This is a genomic window from Streptomyces sp. NPDC127119, assembly GCF_042677425.1.
Lineage (GTDB): Bacteria > Actinomycetota > Actinomycetes > Streptomycetales > Streptomycetaceae > Streptomyces.
Genome location: NZ_JBHXTO010000014.1, coordinates 24,031 through 44,408, shown reverse-complemented (window position 1 = coordinate 44,408; position 20,378 = coordinate 24,031). Strand labels below are relative to the sequence as shown.

17 protein-coding genes are annotated in these 20,378 nt (G+C 70.8%); 12 read left to right on the top strand and 5 right to left on the bottom strand.

Going from position 1 to position 20,378, the window contains the following annotated elements:
• Nucleotides 1-7: 7 nt before the first annotated feature.
• From ACFVH5_RS09680 to rhaI, 4 genes are all read right to left on the bottom strand, one after another.
• On the bottom strand, nt 8-760 hold the full coding sequence (locus ACFVH5_RS09680) for a (Fe-S)-binding protein (protein ID WP_385833007.1): 753 nt from the start codon (nt 758-760) through the stop codon (nt 8-10).
• A gap of 166 nt (nt 761-926) precedes the next feature.
• On the bottom strand, nt 927-2,363 hold the full coding sequence (locus ACFVH5_RS09675; protein ID WP_385833063.1) for a rhamnulokinase family protein: 1,437 nt from the start codon (nt 2,361-2,363) through the stop codon (nt 927-929).
• A 23-nt stretch (nt 2,364-2,386) separates the two neighbouring features.
• Nucleotides 2,387-4,438: a bifunctional aldolase/short-chain dehydrogenase gene (locus ACFVH5_RS09670; RefSeq protein WP_385833006.1), complete on the bottom strand. Its 2,052-nt coding sequence runs from the start codon at nt 4,436-4,438 to the stop codon at nt 2,387-2,389.
• Nucleotides 4,439-4,662: 224 nt separating this feature from the next.
• On the bottom strand, nt 4,663-5,823 hold the full coding sequence (gene rhaI, locus ACFVH5_RS09665) for an L-rhamnose isomerase (protein ID WP_385833005.1): 1,161 nt from the start codon (nt 5,821-5,823) through the stop codon (nt 4,663-4,665).
• Between the two features lie 295 nt (nt 5,824-6,118).
• On the opposite strand from rhaI, the gene ACFVH5_RS09660 reads away from it, so the two are divergent.
• From ACFVH5_RS09660 to ACFVH5_RS09615, 10 genes are all read left to right on the top strand, one after another.
• The gene (locus tag ACFVH5_RS09660) at nt 6,119-7,636 is read left to right on the top strand and encodes a sugar ABC transporter ATP-binding protein (protein ID WP_385833004.1); all 1,518 of its coding nucleotides are present in this window, start codon (nt 6,119-6,121) and stop codon (nt 7,634-7,636) included.
• On the top strand, nt 7,633-8,673 hold the full coding sequence (locus ACFVH5_RS09655) for an ABC transporter permease (RefSeq protein ID WP_384802122.1): 1,041 nt from the start codon (nt 7,633-7,635) through the stop codon (nt 8,671-8,673). The genes ACFVH5_RS09660 and ACFVH5_RS09655 overlap by 4 nt, the downstream gene beginning before the upstream one ends.
• Nucleotides 8,666-9,658, top strand: a complete 993-nt coding sequence (locus tag ACFVH5_RS09650) for an ABC transporter permease (protein ID WP_107019499.1) — start codon at nt 8,666-8,668, stop codon at nt 9,656-9,658. Before ACFVH5_RS09655 ends, ACFVH5_RS09650 begins: the two co-directional genes overlap by 8 nt.
• A gap of 118 nt (nt 9,659-9,776) precedes the next feature.
• The gene (rhaS, locus tag ACFVH5_RS09645; RefSeq protein ID WP_385833003.1) at nt 9,777-10,862 is read left to right on the top strand and encodes a rhamnose ABC transporter substrate-binding protein; all 1,086 of its coding nucleotides are present in this window, start codon (nt 9,777-9,779) and stop codon (nt 10,860-10,862) included.
• Nucleotides 10,863-10,953: 91 nt separating this feature from the next.
• Nucleotides 10,954-11,274 carry an L-rhamnose mutarotase gene (locus tag ACFVH5_RS09640; RefSeq protein WP_248776046.1) on the top strand — a complete coding sequence of 107 codons (321 nt, stop codon included), beginning with the start codon at nt 10,954-10,956 and terminating at the stop codon, nt 11,272-11,274.
• 101 nt (nt 11,275-11,375) lie between these two features.
• The gene (locus ACFVH5_RS09635) at nt 11,376-12,797 is read left to right on the top strand and encodes a BNR repeat-containing protein (RefSeq protein WP_385833002.1); all 1,422 of its coding nucleotides are present in this window, start codon (nt 11,376-11,378) and stop codon (nt 12,795-12,797) included.
• A gap of 78 nt (nt 12,798-12,875) precedes the next feature.
• Nucleotides 12,876-13,901 carry a LacI family DNA-binding transcriptional regulator gene (locus ACFVH5_RS09630; RefSeq protein ID WP_385833001.1) on the top strand — a complete coding sequence of 342 codons (1,026 nt, stop codon included), beginning with the start codon at nt 12,876-12,878 and terminating at the stop codon, nt 13,899-13,901.
• 190 nt (nt 13,902-14,091) lie between these two features.
• The gene (locus ACFVH5_RS09625; protein ID WP_385833000.1) at nt 14,092-15,393 is read left to right on the top strand and encodes an alpha/beta fold hydrolase; all 1,302 of its coding nucleotides are present in this window, start codon (nt 14,092-14,094) and stop codon (nt 15,391-15,393) included.
• 106 nt (nt 15,394-15,499) lie between these two features.
• Nucleotides 15,500-16,276, top strand: a complete 777-nt coding sequence (locus tag ACFVH5_RS09620) for an SDR family NAD(P)-dependent oxidoreductase (protein ID WP_385832999.1) — start codon at nt 15,500-15,502, stop codon at nt 16,274-16,276.
• A 105-nt stretch (nt 16,277-16,381) separates the two neighbouring features.
• Nucleotides 16,382-17,221, top strand: coding sequence for a pentapeptide repeat-containing protein (locus tag ACFVH5_RS09615; RefSeq protein ID WP_385832998.1), 840 nt, complete (start codon nt 16,382-16,384; stop codon nt 17,219-17,221).
• Here ACFVH5_RS09615 and ACFVH5_RS09610 read toward each other — a convergent pair.
• On the bottom strand, nt 17,189-18,739 hold the full coding sequence (locus tag ACFVH5_RS09610; protein WP_385832997.1) for a cytochrome P450: 1,551 nt from the start codon (nt 18,737-18,739) through the stop codon (nt 17,189-17,191). The genes ACFVH5_RS09615 and ACFVH5_RS09610 overlap by 33 nt on opposite strands.
• A gap of 148 nt (nt 18,740-18,887) precedes the next feature.
• Between ACFVH5_RS09610 and ACFVH5_RS09605 the strand changes: the two genes are divergently transcribed.
• Complete coding sequence (locus ACFVH5_RS09605) at nt 18,888-19,496, top strand: TetR/AcrR family transcriptional regulator (protein WP_210886852.1); 609 nt, start codon at nt 18,888-18,890, stop codon at nt 19,494-19,496.
• 98 nt (nt 19,497-19,594) lie between these two features.
• Nucleotides 19,595-20,320 carry a DUF2470 domain-containing protein gene (locus tag ACFVH5_RS09600; protein WP_384802096.1) on the top strand — a complete coding sequence of 242 codons (726 nt, stop codon included), beginning with the start codon at nt 19,595-19,597 and terminating at the stop codon, nt 20,318-20,320.
• Nucleotides 20,321-20,378: the final 58 nt, after the last annotated feature.

The window sequence follows — 20,378 nt, the reverse complement described above, 5'->3', positions numbered from 1 at the left end:
CCACCGCTCATGCCCGCTCCTCCTCCGTGCTCGCCAGGATCTCCGCGATGTGTACCGGGCGCATGCCCGTCCTGAGTCGGGTCATGGTGCCGCCGATGTGCATGAGGCAGGAGTTGTCGGCGGCGCACAGTACGTCGGCGCCCGTCGACTCCGCGTTGCGGACCTTGTCCGCGCCCATCGCCGCCGAGACATCGGAGTTCTTCAGCGCGAAGGTGCCGCCGAAGCCGCAGCACTCGTCGGCGCCCGGCAGCTCTTTGAGCTCAAGTCCCTCGACGGACTGGAGCAGTCGGCGCGGGCGGTCGCCGAGACCGAGGCTGCGCAGGCCGTGGCAGGTGGGGTGGTAGGTGACGGTGTGCGGGTAGTACGCGCCCACGTCGGTCACCTTGAGCACGTCCACGAGGAACTCGGTGAGTTCGTACGTCTTCGGTACGACCGGCGCGAGGGTGGTGGCGAGGCCGTCGCCGCGGCCCTCCGCGCGGGCCCGTTCGCCCATCCGGGGGTACAGCTCGCGGACCATCGCGCCGCACGAACCGGAGGGGGTCACGATCGCGTCGTACCCGCCGAACACATCGGAGAAGTGCCGGGCCAGTGGTTCGGCCTCGTGGCGGTATCCGGTGTTGTAGTGCGCCTGCCCGCAGCAGGTCTGCGCCATCGGGAAGTCGACGTCGACGCCCAGCCTGGTCAGCAGCTTCACGACGGCTCGGCCCGTGTCCGGATAGAGCGTGTCGTTGACACAGGTCAGGAACAGGGCGACACGCATCGCGGCTCCTTGGGGTTGTACGTCGGATGGATGCACCGTACGCGGCGCGGGGCCCTGCCGGAATGAGCGGTGGTCTCCGCGGGGTTTTCGGGTGCGGGTTCGCCGTGGCCGGCCGCGCAGTTCCCCGCGCCCCTTTCGGGGCGCCTGTGCTGGAGCTGATTTCCTGTCATCGGCCGCTCAGGCGGGACTCGGCCGACCGCCAGGCCGCCGTGGTGCCCTGCGGCTCGTAGCGGGTCAGGGGCTGGGTGCGGGCCAGTAGCGCGCGCATCTCCGTGCGGTCGCCCACCTGGCCGTGGGCGCGGGCCTGTACCAGGACGTTGCCCAGGGCCGCCGCCTCCGGTGGGCCCGCCACGACCGGGAGGCCGCAGGCGTCGGCGGTCAGGCGGCACAGCAGGGCGTTGCGGGCGCCGCCGCCGACGATGTGCACGACGTCGACCGGGTGGTCGGCCAGTTCCCGCGCCTGGAGGACCGCCCGGCGGTGGGCGAGGGCGAGCGAGTCGAGGATGCACCGGGTGATCTCGGCGCGCGAGGCGGGCACGGGCTGCCCCGACTCCCGGCAGGCGTCGGCGATCCGGGACGGCATCCGGCCGGGGGCCAGGAACCCGGAGTCACCCGCGTCCACGACGGACCGCAGCGCCGGCACCTGGGCGGCGGCGGACAGGAGTTCGCCGAGGTCGGGGTTGCCCCACTCCCGCAGGCACTCCTGGAGCAGCCACAGGCCCATGATGTTCCGCAGATAGCGGACCGTGGCGTCCAGGCCCAGTTCGTTGGTGAAGTTCGCGGTGCGGCTCGCCTCGGTGAGGACGGGTGCGTCCAGCTCGAGACCCACCAGCGACCAGGTCCCGGTGCAGATGTAGGCGAACCGCTCGTTCACGGCCGGGACGGCGGCCACCGCGGAGGCGGTGTCGTGGGAACCGACGGTCGTCACCGGCACCGGACCCGTCAGCCCGGTCTCCTCCAGCACGTCCGGCCGGAGCAGACCAGCCGGGTCCCCGGGCCGCCGCAGCGGCGCGAAGAGGTCCAGGTCGACACCGAGACGCGCCGCCACGTCGTACGACCAGTCACCCGTGCGCGGGTCGATCAGCTGGGTGGTGGAGGCGTTGGTCAGCTCCGTGCCCGCCTCGCCCGTCAGCCAGTACGTCAGCAGATCCGGGATGAGCAACAGGCGCTTCGCGTGCGCCAGTTGTGCGGAGGAACCGGCCGCCACCAGCTGGTACAGCGTGTTGAAGGGGGCGTACTGGAGTCCGGTGGCCGCGTACAGCTCGGCGGCGGGCACGGTGGCCCACACCTTCTCCGCGACGCCCTGGGTGCGGGCGTCGCGGTAGTGCACCGGGTTGCCGAGCAGCGCCCCGTCGGCGTCGAGCAGGCCGTAGTCCACGGCCCAGCTGTCGATGCCGACCGAGTCGACGGGCCCGGCCGCGCGCAGCCCGTCGAGGACCCCCGCGTACAGGGACAGGATGTCCCAGCGCAGGCCCTCGGGCGTACGCACCGGCCGGTTCGGGAAGCGGTGGGCCTCCGTCAGTTCCAGCGAGTCGGGGCCGACGCGGCCGACCATGACGCGTCCGCTGGACGCGCCGAGGTCGACCGCGGCGTACGACTTCACCGCCGGTTCCCGAGCGAGGTCCGTCATCGGAGGAACGCGGCGGCGACGCCGGCGTCGACCGGGACGTGCAGACCGGTGGTGTGCGTGAGGTCGCCGCCGGTCAGGGCGAAGACGGCGTTCGCGACGTGCTCGGGCAGGACCTCGCGCTTGAGGATGGTCCGCTGGGCGTAGAACTCGCCGAGCTTCTCCTCCTCGATGCCGTAGGTGGCCGCGCGCTGGGCGCCCCAGCCGCCGGCGAAGATCCCGGAACCGCGCACGACCCCGTCGGGGTTGATGCCGTTGACGCGGATGCCGTGCTCGCCCAGCTCGGCGGCGAGGAGCCTGACCTGATGGGCCTGGTCGGCCTTGGTCGCCGAGTAGGCGATGTTGTTCGGGCCCGCGAAGACGGCGTTCTTGGACGCGATGTAGATGACGTCGCCGCCCAGCTCCTGCGCGATCATCACCCGGGCCGCCTCGCGCGAGACGAGGAAGGAGCCGCGGGCCATGATGTCGTGCTGGAGGTCCCAGTCCTTCGCCGTGGTCTCCAGGAGCGGCTTGGAGATGGAGATGCCGGCGTTGTTCACGACCAGGTCGACACCGCCGAAGGCGAGGACCGCCGCCTTGAAGGCCTCGGTGATCTGCTCCTCGGAGGTCACGTCCACGGCGACGGCGACGGCCTTGTCGGGGCCGCCGAGCGCGGTGGCGACCTCGGCGGCGTTGTCCGCGTTGAGGTCCGCGATCACGACACAGGCGCCCTCGGCGACGAGTCGCTCGGCGATGGCCTTGCCGATCCCGCTGCCGGCGCCGGTCACGAGCGCGACCCGGGTGGCGAGCGGCTTGGCCTTGGGCATGCGCTGAAGCTTGGCTTCCTCCAGGGCCCAGTACTCGATGCGGAACTTCTCGGACTCCTCGATCGGCGCGTAGGTCGAGACGGCCTCCGCGCCGCGCATCACGTTGATCGCGTTGACGTAGAACTCGCCGGCCACGCGCGCGGTCTGCTTGTCCTTGCCGAAGGAGAACATGCCGACGCCGGGGACCAGCACGATCGCCGGGTCGGCGCCGCGCATGGCGGGGGAGTCGGCGTCGGCGTGCCGCTGGTAGTAGGCGGCGTACTCCGCGCGGTACTCGGTGTGCAGCTCCTTCAGCCGCGCGACCGCCTCGTCGAGTCCGGCGGCCGACGGCAGATCGAGGACGAGCGGCCTGACCTTCGTCCGGAGGAAGTGGTCCGGGCAGGAGGTGCCGAGGGCGGCGAGGCGCGGGTGCTCGGTGCTCGCCAGGAAGTCGAGGACGACCTCGGAGTCGGTGAAGTGCCCGACCTGGGGCCGGTCCTGCGAGGCCAGCGACCGGATGACGGGCGCGAGCGCGGCGGCCCGCTCCCGCCGCTCGGCGTCACCGAGCGCGGCGTACCCGTCGAGCGCCGGACCGAAGGGGTCGGCCTTCCCGCGCTCGACGAGGAACTCCTCGGCGGTACGGATGATGTGCAGCGAGTTGCGCTCGCACTCCTCGGCGGTGGCGCCCCAGGCGGTGATGCCGTGCCCGCCGAGGACACAGCCGACGGCCTGCGGGTTGGCCTCCTTGACCGCGGCGATGTCCAGCCCCAGCTGGAAACCGGGCCGCCGCCACGGCACCCACACCACGCTGTCCCCGAAACACTCGGCGGTCAGCTTCTCCCCGTCGGCCGCACAGGCGAGCGCGATCCCGGAGTCGGGATGCAGATGATCGACATGGGCGGCGTCCACCAGACCATGCATCGCGGTGTCGATCGAAGGCGCGGCCCCGCCCTTGCCGTGCAGGCAGTAGTCGAAGGCGGCGACCATCTCGTCCTCGCGCTCGACGCCCGGGTACACGTCCTTCAGCGCGAGCAGCCGGTCGAGCCGCAACACGGCGAGCCCGCCCTCGGTCAGGGTGCCCAGGTCGCCCCCGGACCCCTTGACCCACATCAACTCGACGTCCCCGCCGGTCACAGGGTCGGTCTCGGTCCCCTTCGCGGACGTGTTGCCCCCCGCGTAGTTGGTATTACGAGGATCAGCACCAAGCCGATTGGACCGCCCGAGCAGAGCAGCGGCCTCAGGATGGGGACGGGATTGGTTTGCCATGTTCCGGTTCCTTAAAAGAAGAGATGAGGAGAAAGCCCCGCAAGGGGCGCGGGGAACTGCGCGACCAGCCACGCACGACCCGCAGTAGGCCACCGGCCTCAGCCCCCACGGCGAGTGGACCGCCAGGGTTCAAGCCCCGCAGGGGCCGCGACCAGCCACGCACGACCCGCAGTCGGCCCCCGGCCCCACGGCGAGCGGACCGCCAAGGCCGAGGGAAGCTGGGGTCAGGCCCCCCAACCGGCCTGCTGCCCACCCACCCGCTCGGAGGCGATCTTCTCCGCCCACCCGGACCGGGAATACGCGGCGATCGGGTCCGCGTCCAACCCGAGCTCCTCACGAACCTCCGCGACCAACGGCCGCACATCCGTGTTGTACGCGTCCATGACCACCGCGTTCGCGGCCAGCACGTCACCGGACCGCTGCGCGACGGCCAAGGCCTCTCCGTCGACGAGCAGCGCCTTCGCGGTGGCCTCCTGCACGTTCATCACGGACCGGATGATCGCCGGGATCTTCGCCTCGATGTTGTGGCACTGGTCGAGCATGAACGCCACATCGGCGGTGAAGCCGCCGCCCCGGATGACCTCGTACATGATCCGGAACAGCTGGAAGGGGTCGGCCGCACCGACCATCAGGTCGTCGTCCGCGTAGAACCGCGAGTTGAAGTCGAACGCCCCGAGCTTCCCCTCCCGCAGCAGCGTGGCGACGATGAACTCGATGTTGGTGCCGGGCGCGTGGTGGCCCGTGTCGACGACGACCTGCGCCTTGGGGCCGAGTTTCAGGCAGTGGGCGTACGCCGTGCCCCAGTCCGGCACGTCGGTCGCGTAGAAGGCCGGCTCGAAGAACTTGTACTCAAGCAGCATCCGCTGGTCGTCGCCGAGACGCTCGTACACCTGGGCGAGGGCCTCGGCGAGCCGGTCCTGGCGCTCCCGGAGGTCGTCCTGGCCGGGATAGTTCGTACCGTCGGCGAACCACAGCTTCAGGTCCTTCGACCCGGTGGCGTCCATGATGTCGATGCACTCGTGCAGGTGGCCCACGGCCTTCCTGCGCACTGCGGCGTCCGGGTGGCAGACGCTGCCCAGCTTGTAGTCGTCGTCCTGGAAGGTGTTGGAGTTGATCGCGCCGAGGGCCACACCGCGTTCCTCGGCGTGCTTGGCGAGCGCCGCGTAGTCCTCGACCCGGTCCCAGGGAATGTGCATCGCCACGGTGGGCGCGGCCCCCGTGAACTCGTGCACCTTCGCCGCGTCGTCGATCTTTTCGAAAGGGTTGCGGGGAACTCCTGGCTGCGCGAACACCTTGAAGCGGGTTCCCGAGTTCCCGTACGCCCACGACGGCGTCTCTACTGCCTGGGTCTTGAGGGCGGCCTTCACCGCGGCGAGCTCGGTCACTTCGGGGCTCCTGTGACTTCCGTTGTGGCATCGGTTCCGAACGGCTTCCGAACACCATGGCTGACACCACGGCTCTGAAACGATTCAGAAGGCAGAAGTTATGAGCCCCCCGAAAGGCTGTCAACCCCTCCGGCGCGGACGCCTTGCCGTGACTCGGTTGTGACCTTTGGCTATCGAAAATTTCGGCCTGTACCCATTGACGTGACCTGGGCTACATGTCTAACGTCCCGGCAACCTAGTTGAAACCTTTCACGACGTCGTGAGGCCGCATCGCCCGCGTCGTTGAGGAGCCCTCATGACCCACCGGTCCGACGCGGATCCGGCCCCCGTGCTGGCACTCAAGGACATCTCGAAGTCCTTCGGTGCCGTACGCGCCCTGCGGGACGTGTCCCTGGAACTCTTCCCCGGCGAAGTGCACGCACTCGCCGGAGAGAACGGCGCGGGCAAGTCGACCCTCATCAAGACGCTCGCCGGCGTGCACCGACCGGACGCCGGTCAGGTGCTCCTGGACGGCGAGCCCACCCTCTTCCACGGTCCCGCCGACGCCCGCGACGCGGGTATCGCGGTGATCTATCAGGAGCCGACCCTCTTTCCCGACCTCTCGATCGCCGAGAACATCTTCATGGGGCGCCAGCCCCGGCGGGCCCTCGGCCGGATCGACCACAAGGCCACGCACGCCGCGACCCTGGCCCTCATGAAGCGGCTCGGCGTCGAGCTCGACCCCGAACGCCCGGCGCGCGGCCTGTCCATCGCGGACCAGCAGATCGTCGAGATCGCCAAGGCGCTCTCCTTCGACGCCCGCGTCCTGATCATGGACGAGCCGACCGCCGCCCTCACCGGCAGCGAGGTGGCCCGCCTCTTCGGAGTGGTCCGCGCACTGCGGGAGCAGGGCTCGGCCGTGCTGTTCATCTCGCACCGGCTGGAAGAGATCTTCCAGATCTGCAAGCGGGTCACGACCCTGCGCGACGGGGCCCTGATCTCCAGCGAACCGCTCGACGGCATGACCGAGGAGGACCTCGTCCGCCGCATGGTCGGCCGCGACCTCGACGAGCTCTACCCCAAGCAGGACGTCCGGGCGGGCGAGGTCGCCCTGAGCGTGCGGCGCCTGACCCGCGAGGGTGTCTTCACCGACGTCTCCTTCGACGTCCGCCGCGGCGAGATCGTCGGCCTCGCCGGACTCGTCGGCGCCGGGCGCACGGAGGTCGCCCGGGCCGTCTTCGGCGTCGACCGCTGGGACGCCGGAGAGGTCGAGCTGGACGGGAAGAAGCTGACGAACGGCGCGCCCTCCACGGCCATGGCCGCGGGCCTCGCCCTCGTCCCCGAGGACCGCCGCGCCCAGGGCCTGGTGATGGACATGTCCATCGAGCGCAACATCGGCCTCACCGGACTGCGCAAGACCGTCAAGGCGGGTCTGATGGACCGCGGCGCCGAGCGCAGCCGCTCCCTCGACTGGGCCGTCAAGCTCCAGGTCAAGTACGCCCGGATCGCCGACACCGTCAACACGCTGTCCGGCGGCAACCAGCAGAAGGTCGTCCTCGCCAAGTGGCTCGCCACCGGCCCCAAGGTGCTGATCGTCGACGAGCCGACCCGCGGCATCGACGTCGGTACGAAGGCCGAGGTGCACCGGCTGCTCAGCCAGCTGGCCGCCGACGGGGTGGCCGTCCTGATGATCTCCTCCGACCTGCCCGAGATCCTCGGCATGGCCGACCGGGTCCTCGTCATGCACGAGGGCCGGCTCACCGCCGAGATCGCACGTACCGACGCCACCGAGGAAACCGTGATGGCCGCAGCCACCGGGAGGGCAGCCGCGTGACGGTCACCGCTCCCAACCCCGCCCCCGCCGCCGAGGTGCCCAAGTCCAGCGGCACCCGGCTGGTGGACCGCGTCTTCAAGATGCGCGAACTCGCCATCCTGCTGGTCTTCCTGGTGATGATCGTCATCACCCAGATCGGCAACAGCGACTTCCTGTCCGAGCAGGGCATCAAGGACCTCCTGCTGAACGCGACCATCCTCGTGCTGGTCGCCACCGGCCAGTCCCTGGTCGTCATCACCCGCAACGTCGACCTGTCCGTCGGTTCGACGCTCGGCATCAGCGCCTTCGCCGCCGGCACCTACCTGGAAGGCGGCGGCAACTCCGTCGTCGCGGTGGTCCTCGCGGTCCTCCTCGGCGTCGGCTGCGGCCTGGTCAACGGACTGCTCGTCAGCCTCGGCCAGGTGCCCGCGCTCGTCGTCACCCTCGGCACGCTCTACATCATCCGCGGCATCGACTCCATCTGGGTCGGCTCCCGGCAGATCACCGCGGCGGGCCTGCCCGACGGCTTCATCGACTTCGGCTCCGGCGGCATCTCCGCCGTGCCGTACCTGGCCCTGATCGCGCTGGCGGTCCTGATCGCCACGGCGTACTACCTCAAGCACTTCGGCAGCGGCCGCGAGCTGTACGCGCTCGGCTCCAACCCGGAGGCCGCCCGGCTCGCCGGCATCCCCGTACGCAAGCGCATCCTCGCCGCGTACACCTTCTGCGGAGCCCTCGCGGGCCTCGCGGGCGCGCTGTACCTCGCCCGGTTCGGCAACGTCGACTCCGGCACCGGCAACGGCTACGAACTCACCGTCGTCAGCGCGGTCGTGGTCGGTGGCGTCGTCTTCACCGGCGGCTCCGGCAGCGTCTACGGAGCGGCCCTCGGCGCACTGCTCCTCACCTCCATCAACAGCGTGCTGCCCGCCCTCGGCGTCAGCTCGGTCTGGGTGCTCGCCATCAACGGCATCCTGCTCATCCTCGCCATCGCGGTCGACCGGATCGTCGCCCTGCGCGTGGCGACCGCACTGAAGAAGAGGAACGCCCGCCATGGCTGACTCCGCTCTCACGCGCGCCGTCCGCTGGGACACGGTGGTCGGGGCCCTCCTGATCGTCGTCCTGCTGCTCTCCTTCACCACCGTGGACGGCTTCGGCAACGCGCTCAACCTGTCGTTCCTCATCGGCAACACGCTGCCCATCGCGCTGATCGCCCTGCCGATGACGATGCTCGTGGTGTCCGGCGAGATCGACCTCTCGGTGGCCTCCACGGCCGGTCTGTCCGGGGCGGTGATGGGCGCCCTGTGGAACCAGGGCATGACCATCGAGACGATCATCCCGATCTGTCTGCTCCTCGGTGTGGTGTGCGGGCTGATCAACGGGCTGCTCGTGACCCGCCTGGGACTGCCGTCCCTCGCCGTCACCATCGGCACGCTCGCCGCCTACCGGGGCATCGCGCAGATCGTGCTCGGCTCCGACGCGGTGACCGACTTCCCCACCCAGTACCTGGACTTCGCGGCCGGCCGCCTCGGGGACACCTTCATCCCGTACGCGTTCCTGCCCTTCCTGGTGCTGCTCGCGATCGCCGTGGTCGCGCTGCACGCCACCCCGTTCGGGCGATCCCTGTTCGCGGTCGGCGCCAACGAGGAGGCCGCGCGGTTCGCCGGCATCCGCGTCAAGCGGCAGAAGCTGATCCTGTTCACCGTGACCGGACTGATGGCCTCGCTGACCGGCATCTTCTGGGCGCTGCACTACGCGAGCGCGCGGTACGACAACGCCACGGGGCTCGAACTGTCCGTCGTGGCGGCGGTGCTGCTGGGCGGGATCGACTTCGACGGCGGCAAGGGGACGCTCGGCGGTGCGATCGCCGGTGTCTTCCTGCTGGGTGCCCTGCAGAACGTGATGAGCCTTCAGGACGTCTCCGCGCAGTCCCAGATCGTCGTCACGGGCGTGCTGCTCGTGCTGTCCGTGCTCGGGCCCCGCGTGGCACGGCAGGTGTCCGTCGCACGGGCGGGGCGCCGGGCGGCGCGCAGTTCCACCGGCTAGGCGGTAACGCCCCGCTGGTCAGGCCGTTTTGTAATCTGCGGGCCGTCTGTGGCTGGTCGCGCAGTTCCCCGCGCCCCTTACGGGGCGCACCGTACTCATCCCAGTAAAGGATCCAGCCATGCGCAAGTCATCCCTCCGCCGAGCCTGTGCGGTTCTCGCTGCCACCACCTCTCTGGCCCTGGCCCTCACCGCCTGCGGCGGGGGGACCTCCAAGGACGACGTCAAGGACGAGGGCGGCTCGAACGCGGCGGCCGGCAAGGCCGACCCGAACGCGGCCACCAAGAAGGGCCTGACCGTCGGCTTCCTGCCCAAGCAGGTCAACAACCCGTACTTCACCTCCTCCGACAAGGGCGGCGAGAAGGCCCTCACCGAGCTGGGCTCGAAGTACAAGGAGGTCGGCACCAACAGCGGCACCGACACCGCCGGCCAGGTCTCCTACGTCAACACGCTCACCCAGCAGCAGGTCGACGCCATCGCCGTGTCCGCGCAGGACCCGGGCGCGCTGTGCACCTCGCTCAAGCAGGCCATGAAGAACGACATCAAGGTCGTCACCTACGACTCGGACACCAAGACCGACTGCCGCAACGCCTTCGTGTCGCAGGCCAGCGCCGAGGACCTGGGCCGCACCGAGGTGCAGCTGCTCGCCGAGCAGATCGGCTACAAGGGCGAGATCGCGATCCTGTCCGCCGCGCAGACCGCGACGAACCAGAACACGTGGATCGACTTCATGAAGGACGAGCTGAAGGACCCGAAGTACAAGGACATCAAGCTCGTCAAGACCGCCTACGGCAACGACGACGCCCAGCAGTCCTTCCAGCAGACCCAGGGCCTGCTCCAGGAGTACCCGAAGCTGAAGGGGATCATCTCCCCGACCACGGTCGGCATCAAGGCCGCCGCCCAGTACCTGTCGGGCTCCAAGTACAAGGGCAAGGTCAAGCTGACCGGCCTCGGCACCCCGAACGACATGCGCAAGTACGTCAAGAACGGCACCGTCGACGCGTTCGAGCTGTGGGACCCGGCGAAGCTCGGCGAGCTGGCCGCCCGTACGTCCGTCGCGCTGGTCTCCGGCCAGATCACCGGCAAGGAGGGCGAGACCTTCAAGGCCGGCGACATGGGTGAGTTCACCATCGGCAAGGACGGCGTGATCAACCTCGGCAAGCCGACCGTGTTCAACGCCGAGAACATCGACCAGTTCGACTTCTGAGACGGGCGCCGACAGCAGGGCCGCCCTCCCGCGTCACGGGCGGCCCGGCCGACGGCACTTCCCCCCCCCCACGACCCCGGAGTGGTTCTTCATGCAGCGTGTCTGTTTCCTGCTCAAGGTCCGTGAGGACCGGCTCGACGAGTACCGCGAGAGACACACCACCGTGTGGCCCGAGATGCAGGAGGCGCTCTCGGCCACCGGCTGGCACAACTACTCGCTCTTCCTGCGGGAGGACGGTCTGCTGGTCGGCTACCTGGAGACCGAGGACTTCGCGGCCGCGCAGGCGGGCATGGAGGCCACCGGGGTCAACGCCCGCTGGCAGGCCGAGATGGCGCCGTTCTTCGAAGCGCTGGACGGCGCCAGACCGGACGAGGCCATGAAGCCGCTCACCGAGGTGTTCCACCTCGCCTGACGACCCGCCGACCCATCTACCCGCCGACCCATCGGCCCGATCACCGTGCTCTTCCCTCGCTCGTTCCCCTCCTCGTCCCCACACGCCAAGGAGCCCCGGACATGAAGAGACGCACCCTGCTGGCCACCGCCCTGCTCGGTACCGTCGCGGCCCCGGCCCTCGCCGGTACCGCCAGGGCGGCGGCCCCAGGTCCCTCGGTCACCCGGACCGGGACCACCACGCTCGACAGCCAGGCCATCTTCTTCGTCTCCTACGACGGCCTGGTCAACAACAACTCGTTCCAGAAGAACGCCCTGCTCACCCACAAGGGCTACCAGTACGCCGCCTGGTACACCGCCGACCGCAACGCCGTCATCGGCCGCCGCGTGCTCGGCGCGAGCACCTGGTCGACCGTCAAGGTCGGACACACCCTGCGCTACGACGACTCCCACAACGTCATCTCCATGGGTGTCTCCAAGACCGACGGCCGCCTGCACCTCCACATGGACTCCCACAGCGACGGCTTCACCTACGTGAAGTCGGTGGCCGGGCTCATGGACAACCCCGCGGGCCTGACCTGGACCACGAGCCGGTTCGGGTCGCCCCAGTCCACCCTCGACGGACTCGCGCTCACCTCGCAGTTCACGTACCCGCAGTTCGTGTCGACCCCCGACGGGAAGCTCCAGCTCAGCTACCGCGTGGGGGTGTCCGGCAACGGCCGCAACGCCCTCGCCGAGTACAACGGCACGACCTGGACCGCCCTCGGCGAGTGGAGCTCCTCCACCGGCACGTACACCAGCGAGCACGGCTCCAGCACCGTCCGCAACATGTACCTGCACGGCATCGACTACGACCGCAACGGACGGCTGCACTCCTTCTTCACCTGGCGCGAGCAGAACGGCGCCGTGATGTGCAACAGCGGCGGCCTCACCAACCACGACACGGGGTACGTCTACTCCGACGACCGGGGCCGCACCTGGCGCAACAACGCCGGAACGGTCGTCGGCACCACCGGCACCTCGAACACGGTCGCCGTCACCGACAGCGGCCTGGTGATCGACGCCCTCAACCCGGACCACTCCCTGATGAACCAGGAGAGCCAGGCCACCGACTCCGCGGGCCGCCCGCACGCGATCATCAGCTACGTCCCCGGCCGCTTCGGCCAGTGCACCACGAACTACGTCGCCGACCGGACGGCGAACGGCCGTGCCTTCCACGTACGGAAGACCGCCTCCGGCGCCTGGAGCAAGACCGAGATACCGATCGCCCTCAACTCCAGCCAGCGCACCCGGCTGATCCTCGACAGGTACGACAACGCGTACGCGATCCTGCCCTTCGGCCGCATCGCCGCCGCGTCCGCCGCCTCCGGACACACCGACTGGACGACCCTGTTCGACGGCGGCGGACTCGACGCGTTCGGCGAGGTCCTCGTCGACGAGACACGGATCGCCCAGGACGGTGTGCTGTCCGTCCTGTACCAGGTCAGGTCCACCGGTACGACGCCGTCGGCGCTGCGTGTCATCGACTTCGCCCTGCCCGCATGACGAAGTCCGTTCCGGGTGGGCGCGCGGGTAATGTGACTGCGTGCCCACCACTCACCGTTCCATGGAGGTAACCGCCTGATGGCCCAGTCGGTGGGTATCAAGGACGTCGCCCGAGTCGCCGGAGTCTCCGTCGGCACGGTCTCGAACGTCATCAACCGCCCTGACACGGTCGCCTCCGAGACCCGCGCGCGCGTGCTCTCCGCCATCGACCGGCTCGGCTACGTACGCAGCGAGTCGGCCCGGCAGCTGCGCGCCGGACGCAGCCGCATCATGGGCCTGCTCGTCCTCGACATGGGCAACCCCTTCTTCGTGGACGTGGCACGCGGCGCCGAGCGGGCGGCCCGCGAGGCCGGACTCGGCGTGATGGTCTGCAACAGCGCGCAGAGCGCCGGCGAGGAGGCCGACTATCTGTCGCTCTTCGCCGAACAGCGTGTCCGGGGCGTCCTGTTGACCCCCGCCGACGCGACCGGACGCAACATAGAGGCGTTCCGCCGGCACGGCATCCCCTTCGTCCTCGTCGACCGCGTGGCCGAGGGCACCACCGAGTGCTCGGTGTCCGTGGACGACGTCGCGGGCGGCGCACTCGCCGTCCGGCACCTGATCGACGCGGGCCACCGCTCCATCGCGTACGTGAGCGGGCCGCCCGGACTCACCCAGGTCACCGACCGCCGCACCGGCGCCCTGAACGCCCTCGCCGAGGCCGGACTCGGCCCCGAATGCCTGCGCGAGCTGCCCACCGAGCGCCTCGACGTGGCCGCGGGCCGCGACGCGGGCGCCAGGCTCCTCGGCCTCGCGGAGCGCCCCACCGCCGTCTTCTGCGCCAACGACCTGCTCGCCCTCGGTGTGCTGCAGGCGATGTTCGCGGCCGGGGTGAGCGTCCCGGACGACCTCGCGATCGTCGGCTACGACGACATCGAGTTCGCCGCGGCGGCGGCCGTCCCGCTGACATCGGTGCGCCAGCCCGCCGTGACCATGGGCGCGCTCGCCGCGGAACTCCTCCTGGAGGAGACCGAGGCCGACGCGGCCCCCGGCGCGCACCAGCACCGGCGCGTGGTCCTCCAGCCGGAACTGGTGGTGCGGCGCTCCAGCCTCCCGCCGCGCTGAGGGGCGTTCCGGGCCGTGCGGCGGTGCTGAGCGGCTGGTCAGTACGTTTCTGTTCCCCAGCCGTTCGCCGGCTGTTCCACCGCCTGATCGGCCGGTCAGTAAGGATTTCTTGATCCCCGCCCTCGGCTCGCCGAAGAACTTGTGCTGAACTGGTTCGCGGTCAGGAATCCGTCCGTCTCGGGAGCCCCTTTTGAGCGCCAGTTACCGTCAGCCCGGTGTCGTCCTCAGCGACCGCCGGTTCACCGTGCCCCTCGATCACGACGCCCCCACCGGGGAGACGATCGAGCTGTACGCCCGTGAGGTGGTCGCGAGCGACCAGGCGGACCAGGACCTGCCCTGGCTGGTGTATCTCCAGGGAGGGCCCGGTTTCGGCGCCAACCGCTTCGTCGGCAGGCAGGCCTGGCTGGGCCGCGCCCTGGAGGAGTACCGCGTCCTGCTGCTCGACCAGCGCGGCACCGGCAGCTCCACGCCCGCCAACCGGCAGACGCTCCCGCTGCGCGGCGGACCGCGGGAACAGGCCGACTATCTCGCACTGTTCCGCGCCGACTCCATCGTTCGCGACTGCGAGGCGATCCGCCCGGCCGTCACCGGCGGCGCCCCCTGGACCGTCCTCGGCCAGAGCTTCGGCGGCTTCTGCACGACCCACTACCTCTCCACCGCGCCGGAGGGCCTCAGCACGGCCCTCATCACCGGCGGCCTCCCGACCCTCGACGGCCACGCCGACGACGTCTACCGGGCCGCGTACCCGCGGATCGAGCGCAAAGTCGCCGCGCACTACGCGCGTTACCCCCAGGACATCGAGCGGGCCCGCCGGATCGCCGAGCACCTCCTGCTCAACGAGCCCGTCCTGAACGGCGGTTACCGGCTCACCGTCGAGGCCTTCCAGTCGCTCGGCATCCTCCTCGGCGGCGGCGAGGGCAGTCACCGGCTGCACTACCTCCTGGAGAACGCCTTCGTCCGCACCGCCCAGGGCGCGGCCCTCTCCGACGCCTTCCAGGAGGAGGTCCAGTCCCTCCTCTCCTACGCAGGACATCCCCTGTACGCGCTGGTCCACGAGGCCTGCTACGGACAGGGTGAGCGCCCCACCGCCTGGTCCGCCGAGCGGGTCCGCGCCGACTTCCCCCAGTTCGACGCGGCCAAGAGCCTCGCGGGCGACGGCCCCGTCCTCTTCACCGGCGAGTCCGTCCACCCCTGGACCTTCGACTGCGACCCCGCCCTGCGCCCGCTGCGCGAGACCGCGGACCTGCTCGCCGAGCGCGCCGACTGGCCCGTCCTGTACGACCCGGCGCGCCTCGCCGTCAACGAGGTCCCCGTCGCCGCGGCCGTCTACCACGACGACATGTACGTCGACACGGACCACGCCCTGAGCACGGCCCGCACGATCCGCGGCCTGCGCACGTACGTCACGAACGAGTTCGAGCACGACGGGGTGAGAGCGGGCGGCCCCCGCGTCCTGGACCGCCTCCTGTCCCTGGCGAGGGACGAGGCCTGACAACCTCGCGAGGGGGCGCCCTCCAGGGCGCCCTTCAGGGGCGCGGGGAACCGCGCGCCCGGCCACTTCGGACCCGCAGCCGAACTCCCGTCCCTAGTCTGATCCCATGAGGCGATTCGACGATCACGCGGTCCTGATCACAGCCGCGGGCCAGGGCATCGGCGAGGCGACGGCACACCGCTTCGCCGAGGAGGGCGCGTCCGTGCTGGTCACGGACCTGGACAAGGCCCGCGCCGAACGGGTCGCCGCCGCGATCCGTGACAGCGGCGGCACGGCCGCGTCGTACGCGTGCGACGTGGCCGACGCCGCCGCCGTCGAAGGGGCGGTCGCCACGGCGGTGGACTCCTTCGGCCGCCTGGACGTGCTGGTCAACAACGCCTACGCGTGCCATACCGACCCCGCCTCCTTCGAGGAGCACGAGGACGGGCCCTGGTACGAGGACTTCGAGATCACCCTGCACGGCGCGTACCGCTGCATCCGCGCGGCCCTGCCGCATCTGGTGGCCGCGGGCGGACGAGGGGCGATCGTCACCATCGGCTCGGTCAACGCCGAGCAGCACTTCGGCTCCCACGCGTACAGCGCGGCGAAGGCGGCACTGGCCTCGCTGACCCGTACCGTCGCCGTCGAATCGGCCCCGCGGGGTGTCCGGGTGAACCTCGTCGAGCCCGGCACCATCCGTACCCACGCCTGGGACGGCCGGGGCGAGATCCTCGAACGCGTCGCCGCCCACTACCCGTTGGGGCGGGTCGGTGAGCCCGCCGACATCGCGTCCGCCGTCGCCTTCCTGGCCTCGGCGGACGCGGCCTGGATCACCGGGGCGACGCTGCCGGTCGACGGCGGCCTGCTGGTGAGCAACCTGGCGATGCTCCGCGACATGTCCTGAGACCGAGCGACCCGACCGTCGGTGCACCTGACAGCCGGTACGGGGGAGGAGCTGAACCATGCTCGTGGTGATCACCACGAGCGCGTCCTGCGTACGCTGGGAGACATGCAAGACGAACCCGGCAGCACGGCCCCGGCCCGCACCGAACTGACCGCCGACTGTGCCCGGTGCTTCGGGCTGTGCTGTGTCGCGCTGCCCTTCACGGCCTCCGCGGACTTCGCGATCGACAAGGCCGCGGGGAGCCCCTGCAAGAACCTGCGGACGGATTTCGGCTGCGGCATCCACACGGAACTGCGGCAGCGGGGCTTCAACGGCTGCACGGTCTACGACTGCTTCGGCGCGGGCCAGAAGGTCTCGCAGCTCACCTTCGGCGGCGAGGACTGGCGCTCGGGGGACCGTGAGCACTCCCGGCTGATGTTCGACGTGTTCCACACCGTGCGGCAGTTGCAGGAACTGCTCTGGTATCTCACCCAGGCACTGGAACTGCCCGCGGCCCGCCCGGTCCACCCCGAACTGCGCCGCGTGCTCGACCGCACCGAGGCGCTCACCCGCCTGGAGCGGCGGGAACTGGCCGGGCTGGACGTGTCGGAGGTCCGCCAGGACGTCAACGTCCTGCTCCTGCGCACCAGCGAACTGGCCCGCGCCGGACTCGGCCGGGGCAGGAAGAAGGAACGCCGGGGCGCCGACCTGATGGGAGCCCGGCTCAAGGGCGCCGATCTGCGGGGCGCCAACCTCCGCGGCGCCTACCTCATCGCCGCGGACCTCACGGGCGCCGATCTGCGCTCCGCGGATCTGATCGGCGCCGACCTGCGCGACGCCGATCTCACGGACGCCGACCTGACCGACGTCCTCTTCCTCACCCAGCCGCAGCTCAACGCCGCCAAGGGCAGCGCAGGGACCAGGCTGCCGGCGTCATTCACCCGCCCCGGTCACTGGACACCGTGACACCGGCGGCGCCTCCCGTATCCCCGAAGCCTCCGACCCGACGGCCGACTCGACGGCCGGTGCGGGGGAGCGCCGGTCGAGCCGCAGGGTCAGTCCCTCCGGCATCAGCGTGAGGCGCTCCACCACCCGCAGCCGGTAGGCGGGGTCCGGCCGCAGCTCGTACCGGCGCAGCAGCAGTCCCAGGACGAGCGTCGCCTCGTGCAGCGCGAACTGCCGCCCGATGCACGCCCGCGCGCCGGTGCCGAACGGCTTGAAGGTGTGGGCGGGGCGGGCCCGTACGGCTCCCGGCTCGAAGCGGTCCGGGTCGAACCGTTCCGTGTCCGGGCCCCACGCGTCCGGATCGCGGTGCAGCAGCGGCATCAGGACCAGCGCCCACGCGCCCCGGCGCATCGGATGGACACCGCCGAGGACCGTGTCCTCGCGGGCCTCGCGCGCGAACGCGGGCGCCGTCGGCCACAGCCGCAGCGACTCGTCGAGTACGCGCCGCACGTACCGGAGCCTGGCGACCTGGTCGTAGGCCGGTTCCGGGACGTCTCCCCAGACGCGGTCCACCTCGGCGCGGGCACGGGCGGCGATCTCGGGGTGCTGCGCCAGATGGTGCAGGGCGAACGAGAGCGCGCCCGACGTCGTCTCGTGCCCGGCGATCAGGAAGGTGATGACCTGGCGGCGGACGTTCTCGGGCGTCAGGCGCTCGCCGGTCTCCGGATGCGCGGTCTCCAGCATCCGGTCCAGCAGGTCGCCGTCGCCGGCCGGCCCGTGCAGCCGCGTCTCGACGACCGCGTCGACCGTGCGGTTCAGGTACGCCACGTCGGCCCGGTTGCGGCGGGTGGCGGTGCGCATCAGCACCGGCGCCACCGGCGCGGGGACGACATTGAGGCGCTGCGCGTACGACAGCGCGCCCACCATGGCCGTGACGAAGGGGTGCGGCCGGGTGCGCTCGAAGGAGTCGAAGTCATGGCCGAAGCCGGTGCGGGCGATCGTCTCCAGCGTCAGTTTCGTCATGTCGCCGGGCACGTCGACGGCCCGGCCCGCGGCCTGTTCGCCGTCCCAGCGGTCGGTGAGCCGGGCGGCCACGCCCAGCATCATCGCGTGGTAGCCCTCCATGGCCTCCCGGCTGAAGCCGGGCGCCAGCACGTCGTGCGCGAGCTGCCAGTTGGGCTCGTGGTTGTACGCCGTGAAGAGGCCGTCGCCTGCGACGGGCCGCAGGTTGGCGACCCCCAGCCCGACATGCTTGGCGAACCGGGACTCGTCCGCCAGGTCGCCCGTGAGCCCCGCGCCCCAGACGAAGACGATCTCCTTGCCGAACCCCTTGCGCCGGAAGATCGGCCCGAGCCCGCGTCCGACGCGCAGCGAATCCTGCAACGGCGTACGGAGGTTGGTGCCGACGGCGTCGCCGATCAGCGGCACCCGGTAGGGCGGGTGCGGGATGCGGCGCAGCTCGGGCCAGCCCAGCTCCGCGCTGCGGAACCCCTTCGGCAGCGCGCCTTTCGACGACCGGTTCTCCTTCGCGCCCGCCATCACGTCATCTCCCCTGCACCGGCCACCGGTTGCGCCTGTTGTACGCGGATTCAATAGCGTGGTCAGTCTGGTCCCGCTGTTGAACCGACGTCAAGTAAGACGTCACGTACAACGCCGGCCGGGAGGGCGGGCCGGGTAAAGTGCGGGCATGGCCGCCAAGGAGGGGGAGCGCACGCGTCGTCGGCTCAGTACCGAGGAGCGCCGGGAGGAACTGCTCACGGTCGGGGCGCGCCTGTTCTCGGAGAGTCCGTACGACGACGTCTGGATCGAGCAGGTCGCCGAACTCGCCGGTGTGTCACGGGGGTTGCTCTACCACTACTTCCCGACCAAGCGGGACTTCTTCGCGGCCGTCGTCGAGCGCGAGAGCAGGCGCATGCTGCGGGTCACCGCCGCCGTGCCCGGCGTGCCCGTGCGGACGCAGATCGACGCCGGGCTCGACACCTTCCTGGAGTACGTGCAGAAGCACGCGCACGGCTTCCGCGCCTTCCACCGCGCCGAGGCGGCGGGGGACCAGGCCGTGCGGAAGGTGTACCGGGAGACGCTCGCCGCGCAGCAGCGGCAGATCCTGGAGGCGCTGGCCGCCGACCCCGAGACGGCCTGGACCGAGGAGGACCTGCCGGTCCTGCGGATCGCCGTGCGGGGCTGGCTGGCCTTCATGGCGGCGGCCTGTCTGGAGTGGCTCAAGGAGCCGGATCTCTCCCGGGAGCAGGTGCGCGATGTGTGCGCGCGAGCCCTGCTCGGAGCCGTCCGTCCGTGAACCCGCTGTCACAAAGGTGCCGTCGACGGCGCCGCGTGGTTGGCGTACACCCCGATCTTCTGTAGGTTAGGCAAGGCTTACCTAAGGGAGGGTTTGGGATGGGTGACCGTCACAGCTGGACGGCCGCACCGGCCACGGCACAACGTGCCCGCTCGGTGCTCGCCGCGGCGTGGTCCTGCGCGGTGACCGCGGAAGGCGGTCGGGAGGAGTTCATCGGCGTACACACCGTCGCGGAGGACGGCCGGGTGCTGCTGCATCTGCCCGACGACAGCGTGCTCACCACGGCCGCGATCTGCGCGCCCCGCGGAGAGCCGTCCGCCGTACTGGAGTTCGCCGACGTGGCGCCCGTCCCGGTACGCAACCGTATCCGCTCGCGCCTGTGGATGGCGGGCTGGTTCGCGCCCGAGGACGACCACCTGACGTTCCACCCGACCCGCGCCGTGCTGCGCGAGCCCGGCGGGGCGGTCGTCGTCGACCTCGACGAGTACGCCGCCGCCGAGCCCGACCCACTGGCCCTCGCGGAGGCCCAACTGCTCACCCACCTCGCCGATTCGCACCCGGACGCCGTCGAGCGGCTGACCCGGCTCGTCGAACCGGACTGCCTGCACGGTGCCGTCCGGGTGCAGCCGCTCGCCGTCGACCGGCACGGGCTGACGCTGCGCATCGAGCGCGTCCGCGGCCACGGCGACGTACGACTGCCCTTCCACCGGCCCGCGGACGACGTCGGGCAGCTCACCGAGCGCATGCACATCCTGCTCACGCAGGCGAGCGGCGCGAGCTGCCCCCGTCCGCTGCAGCGGCAGCGCACGGAGAGCGAGGGCTGAACCGAAGGGCGACCAGCGGGCGGCGGGTGACGGGAACGCGCCCCGGGCGGACCGGAGC